General features: G+C 73.5%; 11 protein-coding genes and 1 pseudogene. 3 read left to right on the top strand and 9 right to left on the bottom strand.

The genetic code is table 11. The features are described 5' to 3' along the window. Positions 1-38: 38 nt before the first annotated feature. Both ACZ407_RS07990 and ACZ407_RS07985 read right to left on the bottom strand, forming a co-directional pair. Positions 39-731, bottom strand: coding sequence for a LuxR C-terminal-related transcriptional regulator (locus tag ACZ407_RS07990; protein ID WP_468126405.1), 693 nt, complete (start codon positions 729-731; stop codon positions 39-41). Beyond that, entirely contained in the window at positions 728-2,032 is a 1,305-nt protein-coding gene (locus ACZ407_RS07985) for an ATP-binding protein (RefSeq protein ID WP_468126403.1), read from the bottom strand. The genes ACZ407_RS07990 and ACZ407_RS07985 overlap by 4 nt, the downstream gene beginning before the upstream one ends. Before the next feature lie 132 nt (positions 2,033-2,164). Between ACZ407_RS07985 and ACZ407_RS07980 the strand changes: the two genes are divergently transcribed. Further along, positions 2,165-3,520 (top strand): PspC domain-containing protein, encoded by a 1,356-nt coding sequence (locus ACZ407_RS07980; RefSeq protein WP_468126402.1) that lies wholly within the window; start codon positions 2,165-2,167, stop codon positions 3,518-3,520. Beyond that, a complete protein-coding gene (locus tag ACZ407_RS07975; RefSeq protein ID WP_468126401.1) occupies positions 3,507-3,707 on the top strand; it encodes a hypothetical protein in 201 nt (66 codons plus the stop codon). The genes ACZ407_RS07980 and ACZ407_RS07975 overlap by 14 nt, the downstream gene beginning before the upstream one ends. On the opposite strand, the gene ACZ407_RS07970 is transcribed toward ACZ407_RS07975, so the two are convergent. The 4 genes from ACZ407_RS07970 to guaA all read right to left on the bottom strand — a co-directional run bounded on the left by ACZ407_RS07970 (position 3,677) and on the right by guaA (position 8,716). Then, a complete protein-coding gene (locus ACZ407_RS07970) occupies positions 3,677-4,141 on the bottom strand; it encodes a TQO small subunit DoxD (protein WP_468126577.1) in 465 nt (154 codons plus the stop codon). The genes ACZ407_RS07975 and ACZ407_RS07970 overlap by 31 nt on opposite strands. A 525-nt stretch (positions 4,142-4,666) precedes the next feature. Further along, positions 4,667-5,932: a hypothetical protein gene (locus ACZ407_RS07965; RefSeq protein WP_468126400.1), complete on the bottom strand. Its 1,266-nt coding sequence runs from the start codon at positions 5,930-5,932 to the stop codon at positions 4,667-4,669. A gap of 80 nt (positions 5,933-6,012) precedes the next feature. Continuing rightward, positions 6,013-6,930, bottom strand: coding sequence for a class II aldolase/adducin family protein (locus ACZ407_RS07960; protein ID WP_468126398.1), 918 nt, complete (start codon positions 6,928-6,930; stop codon positions 6,013-6,015). 205 nt (positions 6,931-7,135) lie between these two features. Continuing rightward, a complete protein-coding gene (gene guaA, locus ACZ407_RS07955; RefSeq protein WP_468126396.1) occupies positions 7,136-8,716 on the bottom strand; it encodes a glutamine-hydrolyzing GMP synthase in 1,581 nt (526 codons plus the stop codon). Positions 8,717-8,975: 259 nt separating this feature from the next. On the opposite strand from guaA, the pseudogene ACZ407_RS07950 reads away from it, so the two are divergent. Next, positions 8,976-9,287: pseudogene (locus tag ACZ407_RS07950) on the top strand (chorismate mutase); the annotation flags it as partial. A 343-nt stretch (positions 9,288-9,630) separates the two neighbouring features. On the opposite strand, the gene ACZ407_RS07945 reads toward ACZ407_RS07950, so the two are convergent. The 3 genes from ACZ407_RS07945 to ACZ407_RS07935 all read right to left on the bottom strand — a co-directional run bounded on the left by ACZ407_RS07945 (position 9,631) and on the right by ACZ407_RS07935 (position 15,121). Beyond that, positions 9,631-11,340 carry an LPXTG cell wall anchor domain-containing protein gene (locus ACZ407_RS07945; protein WP_468126395.1) on the bottom strand — a complete coding sequence of 570 codons (1,710 nt, stop codon included), beginning with the start codon at positions 11,338-11,340 and terminating at the stop codon, positions 9,631-9,633. A 321-nt stretch (positions 11,341-11,661) separates the two neighbouring features. Continuing rightward, positions 11,662-13,464 (bottom strand): GMC family oxidoreductase N-terminal domain-containing protein, encoded by a 1,803-nt coding sequence (locus tag ACZ407_RS07940; RefSeq protein ID WP_468126393.1) that lies wholly within the window; start codon positions 13,462-13,464, stop codon positions 11,662-11,664. 25 nt (positions 13,465-13,489) lie between these two features. After that, positions 13,490-15,121, bottom strand: coding sequence for a succinic semialdehyde dehydrogenase (locus ACZ407_RS07935; protein ID WP_468126392.1), 1,632 nt, complete (start codon positions 15,119-15,121; stop codon positions 13,490-13,492). Positions 15,122-15,211 lie beyond the last annotated feature (90 nt).

The raw sequence follows: 15,211 nt of genomic DNA, 5'->3' as shown, positions 1-15,211 counted from the left end.
GCCCCGTCCCCGGGCCCGTCCGCGTCCCCCCTCCCCTCTCACACGAGCCGGCGCGCCGTCGCCCACCTGGTCAGCTCGTGCCGGTTGGACAGCTGGAGCTTCCTGAGCACCGCCGAGACGTGCGACTCGACCGTCTTCACCGAGATGAAGAGCTGCTTGGCGATCTCCTTGTACGCGTAGCCGCGCGCGATCAGCCGCAGCACCTCGCGCTCGCGCTGGGTGAGCCGGTCCAGGTCCTCGTCCACCGGCGGGGCGTCCGTGGAAGCGAAGGCGTCCAGCACGAAGCCGGCCAGGCGCGGCGAGAACACCGCGTCCCCCTCCTGCACCCGGAAGACCGAGGCGACCAGGTCCGAGCCGGTGATCGTCTTGGTGACGTAGCCGCGGGCCCCGCCACGGATGACCCCGATGACGTCCTCCGCCGCGTCCGAGACGGACAGGGCGAGGAAGCGCACCGGCTGCTCGGCCGCCGCCATGAGCGGGGCGCAGCGGCGCAGCACCTCGGCCCCGCCGCCGCCGGGCAGGTGCACGTCGAGCAGGACCACCTCGGGCCGGGTCGCCGTGATCACGGAGACGGCCTGGTCCACGTCCGCCGCCTCCCCGACCACCTCGACCCCGGTCCGGTCGGTCTCGCCGATCTCGGCCTGGACCCCTGCCCGGAACATCCGGTGGTCGTCGACGAGCACCACGCGGACCCGCCGGTCCGCCGGCCGGGTCGTGTTCTCCTCGGTCATGCCGTACTCGCCCTCTCCATCTCCAGCTCGACTTCCGTGCCGCCGTCGGGCACGGAACGCAGCCTGGCGGTCCCGCCGTTGCGCTGCATCCGGCCGATGATCGATTCTCGTACGCCCATCCTGTCGTCCGGTACCGCGTCGAGGTCGAAGCCGGGCCCGCGGTCGCGCACGGACACGAACACCGTCTGCTGCTCCACCTCGGCGTAGACCTGCACCGGGCCGCCTTCGCCACCGTACTTGGCCGCATTGACCATCGCCTCGCGCGCGGCCTGCATCTGCGCGCCCAGCTTCTCGTCGAGCGGGCAGTCCCCGACGACGACCACTTCGATCGGGACCCCGTGGTGGTCCTCGACCTCGGCCGCGGCCTTCTTCACGGCCTCGGCGAGGGTGGCGGGCTCCTCCGCCTCGTCCTTGCCCCTGCCCTCCGGCTTGTAGAGCCAGTTGCGCAGCTCGCGCTCCTGCGCCCGGGCCAGCCGCCGCACCTCGCCCACGTCCTCCGCGTTGCGCTGGATGAGGGTGAGGGTGTGCAGGACGGAGTCGTGCACATGGGCCGCGACCTCGGCGCGCTCCTGGGCGCGGATGCGCATGAGCCGCTCCTCGGAGAGGTCCTGGGTCATGCGTATCAGCCAGGGGCCCGCGAGCAGGGCTATGCCGACGAGCACCGCCAGGGCGGCCGTGAGTACGTTGCCCAGCTGGGCGGCGGAGCCGCGGACCACGATGAACACGGTGAGCCCGACCCCGACCAGGACCACCCCGGCCAGTGCCCGGCCCACGTGCAGCAGCCGGCCGTGGCGGCGGGTGACGGTGGTCCAGTGGGCCCGGCGGGCGTTGTCCGCCTGCCGCCACACCAGCACCACGCCCGCGCCCACGAGCAGGAGCGGCCACACGTACCGTCCGGAGTCCCCGCCGACGCGGAGCTTGTTGACGAAGATGGCGACGCCGACGAACAGCGCGATGACGGAGGCGATCTCCTGCCTGTTGGGCCTGCGCAGCTTCGGTGAGCCCGCGAGCACCGCCTCCAGGAAGGACCGGTCCGCGGTACGGCCGCCCACGCCGAGCGGTACGAAGACCCAGAACGCCGCGTAGAGCAGCACGCCGAGCCCGTCGCCGAACATGAACAGGGCGAGGAAGCCGAGCCGGACCCACACCACGGGCAGGCCGAGGTGTCCGGCCAGCCCCCGCGCGACGCCGCCGAGCATCCGGCCGTCGGCGCTCCGGTACAGCTTGCGCAGCGGCTGCTCCTCGGTGTCCGTGCTCACGGACCCGAGCGGGTGTCTGGGGTGCTGCGCTGCTGCTGGCATGCCACCGATGTTCACACGCCGGGCAGGTGCGGGGCATCAGGGATAACCCCCCGGTTCCGACGTGCGGATATCAGGGTCGGGCCAGGGTAGGTCCTGATACCGGCCGGTCGGGCGGGCCGTCACCATGGACCCATGACCGAAGCACACGACTCCCCCGCGGCGGCCTCCGCCCCACCGGCACCGGAGCCCGCCGAGCGGCCGCCGCTGAGCCGCAGCAAGCGCAGCCACGTGGTGGCGGGCGTGTGCGGCGGGCTGGGCCGGTTCTACGGGGTGGATCCTGTGATCTTCCGCGTGGTGCTCGGAGTGCTCACGGTCACGGGCGGCCTGGGGCTGGTCCTGTACGGCACGGCCTGGCTGTTCATCCCGCTGGAGGGCGAGGAGGACAACGAGGCGAAGCGCCTGCTGACGGGCCGGATCGAGGGCTCCACGCTGGCCGCCGTGCTGGCGGCGCTGGTGGGGTGCGCGCTGTTCCTGTCCATGCTGGACAACGAAGCGACGCTGACGTTCACGGTCCTGGCCATCGCGGCCGTGGGAGCGGTGGTGCACCGGACCCGGCGCCGCCGGGACGCTCCCGAGCCCGAAGCCCCGTCCTCTTCCCCGCGGCCGGAGGCCCCGCCGGAGACCCAGGCGCCGCCGGCGCCCGTGGTCATGTCGTGGTGGCGGGACCCTCTGGTGAAGGACGGCACGACGGGTCCGTCCTTCCATCTCGGCTACAGCCACGGCTATCTGTGGGGGCCGGAGGAGGAGACCGGGCCCGCCCGGTCGCCCGATACCCCCGCGGCCGGGCGCCCGGAGCCCGCGGGGTGGGACTCCGGCCCGTCGGGTGCGAGCGCCGCGAGCGGGGCCCCGGACCGGCGGGGGCAGGGCATCGGCGGGCGTACCTTCGTGCTGGCCGTGCTGGCGGCGATCATCGGGACTGCCGCGACCTGGCAGGGAAACCCGCTGGGCGAGGCGCTGCAGACCGGGTTCGCGGCCGCGCTGGTGATGTTCGGACTCGGGCTCGTGGTGAGTTCGTTCAAGGGCCGCACCGGCTTCGGCACCGTGCTGCTGTCCCTGCTGACGGCAGGGCTTCTGCTGGGTGCCTCGGTCCTGCCCCGGGAGATCGGGACGGACTGGCGGGAGACGGTCTGGGCCCCGGCCTCGGTCTCCGCGGTCGGGCCCGGCTACGAAGGGGGCACGGGGCTGGCCACCCTGGACCTGAGCCGGCTCGACGTCCCCCAGGGACGGACGGTGACGGTCAGGGCGGAGATGGACGCGGGGCGGCTCAAGGTGGTCCTGCCCCCGGAGGTCACCGCGAAGGGAGAGGTGCGGATCCGGCTGGGCAACCTCCGGCTGCCGGGCGAGGCCCCCGAGCACATACGCATCCAGACGGACCAGACGTTCCGGCCGGCGCTCGCACCGGCACCGGGCACCGCACCCGGCGGCACGATCGACCTACAGCTGCGGATGGCTGTGGGACAGGTGGAGGTGACCCGTGCGGCGTCATGAGTTCCAGCCGGGCCGGCTGGTGGCGGGGCTGGTCCTGCTGACCGCAGGTGCGCTGTACCTGGCCGATGCGGGCGGCGAGCTCGATCTGCCGTGGTTCGTGATCATTCCGATGGTGATGGGAGGTCTTTCGCTGGCGGCCCTGGTGGGGCTGACCACCTACGCGATACGCCGCGACCGGCGGGAGTGAAGCAGCCGGTCGAGGGAGAGGTCGGGGGCGCCGGCGAGGATGAGCGGCAGCCAGGCCATCAGGTAGATCAGGTCGTTCCCGTAGTAGTACGGGGAGGTCTGCCAGCTGACGGTGAGCCACAGGCTGAGCGAGATCAGGGCTCCGCCGGCGGCGGCGAACCGGGCGAACAGCCCGGCGAGGGTGCCGAAGCCGACCAGGATCTCCCCGATGGCCAGCAGCACGGCGAAGGCGACCGGCCCCTTGAGGGCGAGGTCCACCAGGGCCGGGATCGCGGAGCTGTCGCGGACCCCGCGCATGAGGTCCCCGATGGAGCCGTCCCCCGAGGCCTTCAGGAACGCGGAGTCCGTCAGCTTGTCGAGACCGGCGTACACGAAGGTCACGCCGAGGAAGATCCGCAGCGGCAGCAGGGCGTACCGGGCGGCGCGGTCCCGCAGCTCCTCGCGCGCTGGGGCGGCGGGGGCGGCGGATGCCGGGACGGGGGCGGAGTCGGGCGCGGGGTGCTGGTTGCCGGTCACCGGCCCATCATGGCCCCGAACTTCGGCCGCGTCGATCGCTGGGACAAGGCGGGCACCTGTCGGCCGCCTCTGTCCCGGAGCTGACCTGCTCGGCGGCTTCGGTCACGGGCAGCGGGTGGTCGGCTGCGGCGGTCGCCGGGGAGCAGGTGGTCGGCGGCGGCCGCCACCGGGAGCCGGTGGTCGGCGGCTTCGGTCGCCGGGAGGGGGTGGCCGGCGGCTTCGGTTACCGGGTGGTCGGCTCACCGGGAGGGGGTGGTCGGCGGGAGTCCGTGGTGGGGGTGGCTACGGTCGCCGAGACCGGATCGGCGGCGGTCGCCGGGGCGGGGTGCTCCGCGGCGTCGCCTGGACGAGGTGCCGGGCGGCTTCCGTGGGCTGGAGGAGGTGGCCGGGGGTGGGGTGCGGCGCGGGGGCGGAGTCAGGCGGTGCGGGTGGGGGCCGGGGTGGTCACTCGGCCACGTCGATGGTGCAGCGGTTGGACTCCACTCCGGCTGCGGTGACCACCTGGATCTCGGTGAGGCCGGGTTCCACCTCGGCGGGGACCGGGACGATCAGCACCTGGTCGGAGGGGCTGCTGAAGCCACCGGGCACCGGGACCAGGGGCACGTGGACGTGGACGCTGCCGATGCGCACCACCAGGCGGGCCAGCATCTCGGGGGTCTGCGCGCCCGGGGGTACGAAGCCGACCCCGCGGATCTCGATGTCGTCGCCGGTACGGATCGCGGAGTTCAGCTCACCGGGCTCGCGGGTGCGGACCACCGACAGCACCAGCGGCCTGCTGCCCTCCGCGTACTTCGCGGCGAGGTAGACGGCGGCCGACAGCGCGGTCAGCACGGCCAGGGACCAGGGCAGCTGGGGCAGCCGCTCGGGGTAGCGGGCCAGGGAGACCGCGACGAAGGCCAGGGTGACGGTGGCGACGAGCACGTACTGGGCGTCGGGGAAGCTGCCCCGGCCGGAGTCGTCGGTCAGCAGGTCGGCGCCGCGGGGCCGGTCGGCCGGCAGCTTCTGCAGCCGCTGCCCCAGGATCCGCACGGCGACCACCCGGCGGACCAGGACGGCCACCCCGGAGGTGACGGCGAGCACCGTGAGGAGGGGGAGCGCGCGGGGCAGCTCCAACCCGGCGTACAGGGCGTCCCGTTCGGCCCCGGAGGAGGAGGCGGCCAGCCGCAGGGCGGGCAGCAGGGCGGCGAAGGCCGTCAGGAGCAGCCAGGCGCACGGCACGGCGCGGGAGGTGGAGAGCCGGTTGTCCTCGCCGACGAGCGGGGCCAGCAGCCCGCCGCGCAGGGTCTGGGCGCGTGCGGCGACGGTCAGCAGGGCCGCCAGGACCAGGGCGGACAGCAGCCCTGCGGTCCGGGCGGTGCTCCAGCCCGTGCCCAGGGCGGTGGCCACTTGGACCACGAGCAGCACCCCGGCGGCGATCCACACGGTGAGGACGGCCCGCCGGGACAGCAGGTACAGCCAGGAGTGCCCGGCCTCCCGGCCGCGGTCGGCTACGGTCCGGGCGGACTGGGTCAGCTCGTCGGACACCCACTGCCGGGAGGCCCCGGCGGAGCGGGCGACGGCTGCGGGCAGGCCGTGGCCGGCGGCCAGGCCGTCGCGCTTCTCCAGGAAGGCGGCGACTGCCCGGCGGTGCCCCTCACGCGCTCCGTGGGGGCAGTCTTCGCAGGTGCAGGTGCCGCTGTGGGTACTTCGGTGCAATTCTTGGACAGCCACGAGCGTGCCGCCTCTCTAACTACCGTGCAGTGCCTGCGAATTGTGCACCACCCCGGCAGTGCTCCGGATTGCCTCCGATGTCAGAGGGGGTGATTCCCCGGTCGGCGCGTTGACGGGACGCGCTGCCGGAGGGGCTGGTAGCTGATCCACGCGACGAGGTCCGAGCCCAGCTGTTCGCGGGTGGCGACGGCGTTGCGGTGGTCGATCGGCTGCGGCTTGCCTGCGGCCCGGGCGGCCAGCTGGATACCGCAGGCGCGCTCCATCGAAAGAAACCACCAGGCGGCCGCGTCCACCGAGTCCCCCACGGTCAGCAGCCCGTGGTTGCGCAGGATCAGCGCCTTGCGCGGGCCGAGGGCGGCGGCGATCAGCCGCCCCTCCGCCTCGTCCACGGTCACCCCGGTGTAGCGGTCGAGCAGGGCGTGGTCCTCGTAGAAGGCGCAGGCCTCCTGGCTGATCGGTTCGAGGAGTTCGCCGAGCGCGGCCAGCGCCCGGCCGTGGAAGGAGTGGGCGTGGGCCACCGCCACCACCTCGGGCCGGGCCCGGTGCACGGCCGCGTGGACGGTGAACGCCGCCTGGTTGACGTGCTGTCCGCCCTGGAGGACGCGGCCCTCTCCGTCCACGAGGAGCAGGTCGTCCGCGGTGACCAGGGCGAAGGCCAGCCCGAAGGGGTTGACCCAGTAGCAGTCGGCGTACTGCGGGTCCCGGGCGGTGATGTGCCCCGACACCCCGTCCTCGAAGCCGAGCTCGCCGAACAGCCGCAGCGCCTCGGCGAGCCGCTCCTTGCGGTGGGCGCGCTCCTCGGCGGGATCCGCGTGCACCGGCGGCATCGCGAAGGCCAGCCGCTCCGGCGGCACGGGCGCCGGAGCGGTCGGCGCCGGAGCGGGCGGGGCCGGAGCGGGCGGGGCCGGAGCGGCCGGGGCCGGCCCGCCGGAAACGGGACCGGCGGGCACGGGACCGGCGGGCACGGGACCGGTGGAGGCGGGCGGCTGTTCGGCCATGGGGCGGGGCTCCTTCGTCGGCTGGCGCGCAAGGTACCGACGCCCGCCCGAGGAGGCCAGAGCCGCGACCGGGCGGCCGCGACCGGGTGGCCTCGGACCGGCAACCGCACCTCGCGGGCAGCGGAAGCCGGCCGCCGCCGGAAAGCGGCGAGGCCGCCGCTCCGGTCACGGAGCGGCGGCCTCTACACGGCAGCGGGCGGGAGGCCTACTCCCACTCGATGGTGCCCGGGGGCTTGCTGGTGCAGTCGAGGACCACGCGGTTGACGTCCTTGACCTCGTTGGTGATGCGGGTGGAGATGCGGGCCAGCACCTCGTACGGCATCCGGGTCCAGTCGGCCGTCATCGCGTCCTCGGACGAGACCGGGCGCAGCACGATCGGGTGGCCGTAGGTGCGGCCGTCGCCCTGGACGCCGACGCTGCGGACGTCCGCGAGCAGCACGACCGGGCACTGCCAGATCTCGCGGTCGAGCCCGGCCGCGGTGAGCTCGTGGCGGGCGATGGCGTCGGCCTCGCGCAGCAGGTCCAGGCGCTCCTTGGTGACCTCGCCGACGATGCGGATGCCGAGGCCGGGGCCCGGGAAGGGCTGGCGCTGGACGATCTCCTCCGGCAGGCCGAGGTCCTGGCCGACCATGCGGACCTCGTCCTTGAACAGCTGGCGCAGCGGCTCGACGAGCTTGAACTCCAGGTCCTCGGGGAGGCCGCCGACGTTGTGGTGCGACTTGATGTTCGCGGTGCCGGTGCCGCCGCCGGACTCGACGATGTCCGGGTACAGGGTGCCCTGGACCAGGAACTCCACCGGCTGGTCGTCCGGGGCCTCGGCGACGATCTCCGCCTGGGCCTGCTCGAACACGCGGATGAACTCGCGGCCGATGATCTTCCGCTTCTCCTCGGGGTCGGAGACCCCGGCGAGGGCGGTGAGGAAGCGCTCCTGCGCGTCGACGACCTTCAGCTTGACGCCGGTCGCGGCGACGAAGTCCTTCTCTACCTGCTCGGTCTCACCCTTGCGCATGAGGCCGTGGTCGACGTACACGCAGGTCAGCTGGTCGCCGATGGCCTTCTGGACGAGGGCCGCGGCCACCGCGGAGTCCACACCGCCGGACAGGCCGCAGATGGCGCGCTTGTCGCCGACCTGGGCGCGGATCGCGGCGATCTGCTCCTCGATGACGTTGCCGGTGGTCCAGCTGGGCTCGATGCCGGCGCCGCGGTAGAGGAAGTGCTCCAGGATCTGCTGGCCGTGCGTGGAGTGCATCACCTCGGGGTGGTACTGCACGCCGTACAGCTTCTTGGCGTCGTTCTCGAAGGCGGCGACGGGCACGACGTTCGTGGACGCGGTGACCGTGAAGCCCTCGGGGGCGGCGGAGCAGGCGTCACCGTGCGACATCCACACCGACTGCTGGGTGGGCGTGCCCTCGAACAGCGTGGATCCGGGCTTGGAGACGGTCAGCGGGGTGCGGCCGTACTCGCGGGCGCCGGTGTTGTCGACCGTGCCGCCGAGGGTCTTGGCCATCAGCTGGAAGCCGTAGCACATGCCGAAGACCGGGACGCCGGCCTCGAAGAGCGAGCGGTCGAGCTGCGGGGCACCCTCTTCGTACACGGAGGACGGGCCGCCGGAGAGGATGATCGCCTTGGGGTTCTTGGCCAGCATCTCGGCCACGGGCATCGTGCTGGGCACGATCTCGCTGTAGACCCGGGCCTCACGGACGCGGCGGGCGATGAGCTGGGCGTACTGCGCGCCGAAGTCGACAACGAGGACGACGTCCGGGGCGGCGGAGGGTGCTTCTGGCACGGGGCGGCCTTCCGGCGGGAAAGGGTGTTGTTTTGTCGATTCTAACGGGGATCGCACACCCGTCTTCGTCTCACCATCCGAACCCGTTTGGCTCCTCGGGTACCGGGAGGCAATAATCCGTTTCATGCACAAGCAGGCGAGCTTCCTCTTTACCTATGGCACCGGCCGGTCCGGTCGCCATGGGTACGCGTGCTGCTCCGCTTGAGCCACCTGCTTCCCAGAGCGCCCCGGTCCGGAAGGACCGGGGCGCTCTGGCGTTTCCGCTCCTGCCGGCACGACCCACCAGGAGAGAGACATGAACGCCACCACCCTCACCCCGGCCGCCGCGGACGAGCTCATCGCGGGCTGCCGCGAGCGCATCGACGCGATCGACGACCGGATCATCGGCCTGATCCAGGAGCGCATGGCGGTCTCGGCCGTCATCCAGGAGGCCCGGATCGGGTCGGGCGGCCGCCGCGTGCACCTGTCGCGCGAGATGGAGGTCCTGGCCCACTTCAGCGATGCACTCGGCACCAAGCCCGGTACGGCGCTCGCCATGAAGCTGCTGGAGCTGTGCCGGGGCCGGATCTGAGGCCCTCGCCCTGCCGTTCGTCACTCGTCCGGACCGTGACCGGCCCCGCCGGGCTTCGTTGGTGAGGTTGTCCGTGCCAGCCAGGCGCGGGACCGCACCAACCACGCGTGGCTCCGCTGGAGCGATGAGACGTACGGCCCGTGGAGCGTACGTCGTGGGACCTCGCTCCGGCGTGTGACCGGACCGCAGGGGACAGCAGCCCGGTCACCGTAGGACGGCCGGCACCGGGGACGCCCGGTGCCGGCCGGTCCGCTTTCTGCACGCCTCCGCCGGCCTCCGCCTGACTGCCCCCGCCCGCCTCAGGCTGCCTGCGCGCGCGTCTCCCCGTAGCCCGGCGGGCTTCCTACGCGCCGCCCGGCCGGCGCCGGAACGCCAGCACCAGTGCGCCGCCCGCCAGCACGGCCGCGCCCGCGAGCGCCGCGAGCGGCACCGCGTTCCCGCCGCCGGTCGAGGCGAGGCCGCCGCCCGGGCCCCGCGAGGCGGAGGGGGACGGGGACGGGCTTGCGGTGGCCGTCGGGCTCGGGGTCGCCGTCGGGGACGGGCTCCGGGTCGGTGTCGGGGTCGGGACCGGGGTGCTCTTCGGGTTGAGGAAGATCTTCGCGGTGTCGTTGGCCCGGTTGCGGTCCGCGGGCTTCAGCTTCCACGCGCCCCCGCCGCCGGGTCCGGTCGCGAAGGACCGGCCCACGGTGACGGACCCTGCGGCGTCCGCGACGAACCGGGTCACCCGCAGCTCGAAGGGGTAGCTGACCGCGTCCCCGTCCAGGAAGACCTTCGCCGCCCCGGTGCAGAAGTAGCGGGGGGCGCCGAGCTGCTCCTCGCGCGGGGCGCCGTCGGCGGTGCGGGCGTGGCAGCCCTGGGGCATGCGGGTGACCGCGGCCCCTTGCGGGATGCGGATGTCAGCCGCGCCGAAGGCCTCGCCGTCGGGGTCCTCCACCCACGCGGGACCCTGGTTGCGCAGCGCCACGCGCATCTCGGCCGTGCTGCCCTCGGCCCCCTTGAGGGTGGCCCCGAAGGCGGCGAAGTCGGCCTCGTTCGCGGTCCTGAGGGTGAAGTCCTGGCCGTTGTCCTGGGGGTGGAGGTCCGCGGTGAGGGCGGTCCGCGGCCGGGGGGCGAGGTTCAGGGTCGTGCCCGTTCCGCCCCCCTCCCCCTTGCCCTTCCGGGCAAGCCCGCGCCGGGCCGCCGTACCGTCGCCGGCCGCTGCGTCGCCGGCCGTACCGTCCGCAGCCGTGCGGTCCGCAGCCGCGCCGTCCGCCGCCGCCTCCGGATCCGGGGTCAGCGCGTACGAGAAGCTGTCGGACAGGGCGTGCCGGCTGGTCAGCAGGGTGAGCGGGCTGTCCAGCTCGTACGTGGCGCGCGCCTTGAAGGGGCCGGTGAACCGGCACCGCACCGTGCTCTGGCGGACCGGGCGGCGCGGGTCGGGGTACGTGCAGTTGTCGTAGCGCTCGACGAACTCCAGGCCGCGGGTGGTGGTGAGGTCGAGGACCAGCTCGCCGGCGTCCTCGCTGCCGGTGTTGGTGAAGGCCAGCGGGACCTGCTGCCGCTGCCCCACCCGGGTCTTCCCGTCGAGTTCGAACGGGATCACCGAGATGTCGGTGCCCCCGACGGCGACCGTGGCGGTCAGGCTGCGGAAGCCCGCGCCCGCGCCGTGCGCCGTCACCTTGAGCTCGCCGGTGTCCCCGGGCCGGCTCCCCCGCAGCGTGTACAGCCGCAGGTCCACCGCGGGCGCGGTGCCCGGCCGGGCCGCGGCGCGCTCGCAGACCAGGGTGGTGGCGGTGGCGGTGCAGCCGTCGCCCTTGCGGCCCGTGACCCGGGCGATGCCGGCCAGCCCGCGGAAGTCCACCGTCAGGGTGTACGGACCGGTGGCCGCCCGCCCGGGGTTCTGCGTGTCCACCAGCAGCCGGGCCGGCCGCGGCTCCCCGGTCGCGGGGAAGGGCCGCAGGTGCACCGCGGCGGGTCCGCTCAGGCTGACCTCGGGGCGGTCCGCCGCGTGCACGGGCGCCGCCGTGCCCAGGGTCGCCAGGCCTGCGGCAGCCAGCAGGGAAAGAAGCCTCATGCCCCCTTCGACCTGCACGGATCGATTCGAGTTGCATGTTTGCAGATCACGAAATGAAGACGATCGGACCGGGCGGTCCCGGAACCAGGGATTCACGTGGCGGAAGCGGCGGTTCGCGTGACGGAACCAGGGGTTCGCGTGACGCAGGCCACACGGGTTCCTGCCCCGGCCCGTACAACCCCTGGCGCCCCACGGGTGTCATCTATGCGGAACCAACGCTCCGGCGTAAGGGGCTGCACGTGGAGGGGGCGTGCAGCCCCTTTCGCTTTCTCGCGGCATTCCCCGCCTCCCTCACGGGCCCTCCCTGCCTTCCCGTTCCCGTCACTCCGCCTTCTTGGGCACCTCCGGCATGCCCAGGAAGGGCAGCCGCAGTGCCCCGAAGGCCTCCTTCGGGACCGCGGGAGCGACCGGCTCCACCGCAGACAGCCGCCGGTACGCCTCGCCCTGGAGCGGCCTGGGGTCCTCGTCGCCGTTGTTCGGCCAGTACGACATGGCCCGCTCCGCCTGGGCCGTGATCGTCAGCGAGGGGTTCACCCCGAGGTTCGCGGAAACCGCCGAGCCGTCCACCACGGAGATCCCCGGGTACCCGTACAGCCGGTGGTACGGGTCCACCACGCCCTCCTCCGGGGAGGCGCCGATCGGGCAGCCGCCGAGGAAGTGGGCGGTGAGCGGGGTGCCCATCAGCTCGCCGATGTTGCTGCCCGGGAACCCGTTGATCTCCTCGGCGAGCAAGGTGGCCGCCTGCGTCGCCTCGGCGATCTGCACCGGATTGGGGGCGCCGTGGCCCTGGCGGGCGGTCAGCAGTCCCTTCCCGATCCCGCCGGGCTTGCGGTAGGTGGTCAGCGAGTTGTCCAGCGACTGCATGACCAGGCCGATGATGGTCCGCTCGGACCACCGCCGGTTGGACAGCGAGCGCAGCAGCTGGAGCGGGTGCCTGGCGGTCCGCGCGCACCAGGCGCGCACGCGGTGCGGCCCGTACGGCACCTGGAGGACGGTCATGAACCCCATCGCGTTGGAGCCCTTGCCGTAGCGCACCGGCTCGATGTGGGTGTCGGCGTTCGGGTGCACCGAGGAGGTGATCGCCACGCCCCGCGTGAAGTCGGCCCGCCGGCCGGCCCCGTGCCGCCGCGCGTAGCGCCGGTCGTCGGTCTGCGCGCCGACCAGCCCCTCGGAGTTGGTCCGGGTCAGGTCCCCGAGCCGGTCCGGTATCCGGGGCAGCAGCCCCTTGTCCTTCATGGTGTGCAGCAGGGTCTGGGTGCCGTACGTGCCCGCCGCGAGGACCACCTGGCGGGCGCGCAGCTCCCGGCCGGCGCCCTTGCGGCGGCGGTCGGTGGGGACGGTGCGGACCCGGTAGCCGCCCTCGGGGTGCTCGGCGAGGGCGGTGACGGTGGTCATCGGGTGGATGACGGCTCCGGCGCGCTCGGCGAGGTGCAGGTAGTTCTCGGCCAGGGTGTTCTTCGCGCCGTGCCGGCAGCCGGTCATGCACTCGCCGCATTCGGTGCAGGCCCGGCGGGCGGGGCCGGCGCCGCCGAAGTACGGGTCGGGGACCTCCCCGCCGGGGCGGGCGGTGCAGGTTCCGTCGGCGTCCTCGCCGTCCCCGAAGAAGACCCCGACCGGGGCCATGTGGAAGCTGTCCGCCACGCCCATCTTCTCGGCGGCAGCCTTGAGGTGGACGTCCGAGGGGGTCATCGTCGGGTTGAGGCGGACCCCGAGCATGCGCCTGGCCTGGTCGTAGTACGGGGCGAGCTCGTCCTGCCAGTCGGTGATGCCCGCCCACTGCCGGTCCTGGAAGAAGGCGGCCGGGGGCACGTAGAGCGTGTTGGCGTAGTTGAGCGAGCCGCCGCCCACCCCGGCCCCGGCGAGCACCATCACGTTGCCGAGCAGGTGGATCCGCTGGATCCCGTACAGGCCGAGGGCCGGGGCCCACAGGTAGTTGCGCAGGTCCCAGCTGTTCTTCGGGAGGGTCTCGCGGGTGAAGCGGCGGCCTGCCTCCAGGACGCCGACCCGGTAGCCCTTCTCGGTGAGCCGCAGCGCCGAGACCGACCCCCCGAAGCCCGAGCCGATGACGATGACGTCGTAGTCGTGGACGTCCCGGGCCTCGCGGACGTCGCGCTCTTGTGCCACTGCCGTGCCTCCTGGTGGACGGGTCTCAGCGCAGCCGGAGGGCCTTCATGACCTTGAGGCTGGTGGTCATGAACGCGGCGTACTTCTCGTCGTCCATGCCGAGGGAGGGGGCCATCGGGAGCAGCCGCTGGTGGGCGACGGTCTGCGCCTCGGTGTACTTGAGGATGCCCTCGGAGCCGTGCCGGCGGCCGAGCCCGGAGTCCTTCATGCCGCCCATCGGGGACTGGACGCTGCCGTAGGCGGGGGCGTAGCCCTCGTTGATGTTGACGGTGCCGGTGCGCAGCCGCGCGGCGACGGCGTGGCCGCGCCGGGCGTCCCGGGTCCAGACGCTCGCGTTGAGGCCGTACGGGGTGGCGTTGGCCAGGCGCACGGCCTCGTCCTCGTCGGTGAACCGGTAGACGGAGACGACCGGCCCGAAGGTCTCCTCGGTGCAGACGGCCATGGGCGCCTCGACCCCGTCGAGGATCGTGGGCTCGAAGAAGAGGGGGCCGATGTCGGGGCGGGCCACGCCGCCGGCGACCACGGTCGCCCCCTTGGCCACGGCCTCGTCCACGTGCCGCCGTACGGTCTCCAGCTGGCGTTCGCCGACGAGGGAGCCCATGTCGGCGCCGTACGCGAGGGAGCTGCCGAGGCGCATGGCCCGGGTGCGGGCGGCGAAGCGCTCGACGAATTCGTCGGCGATCGAGGCGTGTACGTAGAGCCGCTCGATGGAGATGCAGAGCTGCCCGGCGGAGGAGAAGCAGGCGCGGACGGCGCCCGCCGCGGCCTTCTCCACGTCGGCGTCGTGCAGGACCAGCATCGCGTTCTTGCCGCCGAGTTCGAGGGTGACGCCGACCAGCCGCTCCGCGGCGCCGCGGGCCACCTCGCGGCCGGTGCGCGTGGAGCCGGTGAAGGAGACGTAGTCGGCGTGCCGCACCACCTCGGGGCCGACGACCGGGCCCTCGCCGAGCACGATGTGGAAGACCTCGGCGGGCAGTCCGGCCTCGATGAGCAGGTCGCGGGCCCACAGGGCGGTCAGGGCGGTCTCGGTGTCGGGCTTCATCACCACGGCGTTGCCGGCGGCGAAGGCGGGCAGGGCGTCGCCGACGGAGAGTTCGAGGGGGTAGTTCCAGGGGGCGATCTGGCCGACGACCCCGCGCGGCTGGCGGAGTTCGGTGACCTTGGTGAGGGTGGGCATGGCCCCGGCGTGGCCCTTGGGGCGCAGGTACGCGGGGGCCTTGCGGCCGTAGTGGCGGGCGGCGACGGCGACGGCCTGCACCTCTTCGTGTGCGTGCAGGCGTGCCTTGCCGGTCTCCAGCTGGATCAGGTCGAGGATCTCGGACTGGCGGTCGAGCAGCAGGTCGTGGAAGCGCAGCAGGACGGCGGCGCGGCGGCGCACGGGCCAGGCGGCCCAGCCGGGCTGGGCGGCGCGGGCGGCCTCGAACGCGCCCGCGACCTCCTCCGCGGTGGCCTCGGGCAGGTCGGCCAGCTTGTCCCCGGTGAAGGGGGTGTGGTTGGCGGTGCGGCCGGAGCCGGTGATCCCGCGGGTGAGCCGCCGGACCAGTGCGGGGGTCACCACGTCGGCGGCGGTGCGCGCACCGGCCGGGGCGGGGGCCACCGGGTTGGTGGTGACAGGGACGCTGCGGAGGGTGGCGGCCGGGGCCTGCGAGTCCGTCATGGCCGTGAGCGTATGACGTTCCGGGCGGCTTTGGGTACCCGTCGGTAACCGTTTTTTGCCATCACGCCAGTGATCACTGGCAGAACTGTC

It is taken from the genome of Streptomyces sp. NPDC030809 (genome assembly GCF_055572195.1).
This window is presented reverse-complemented; position numbering and strand designations above follow the sequence as displayed.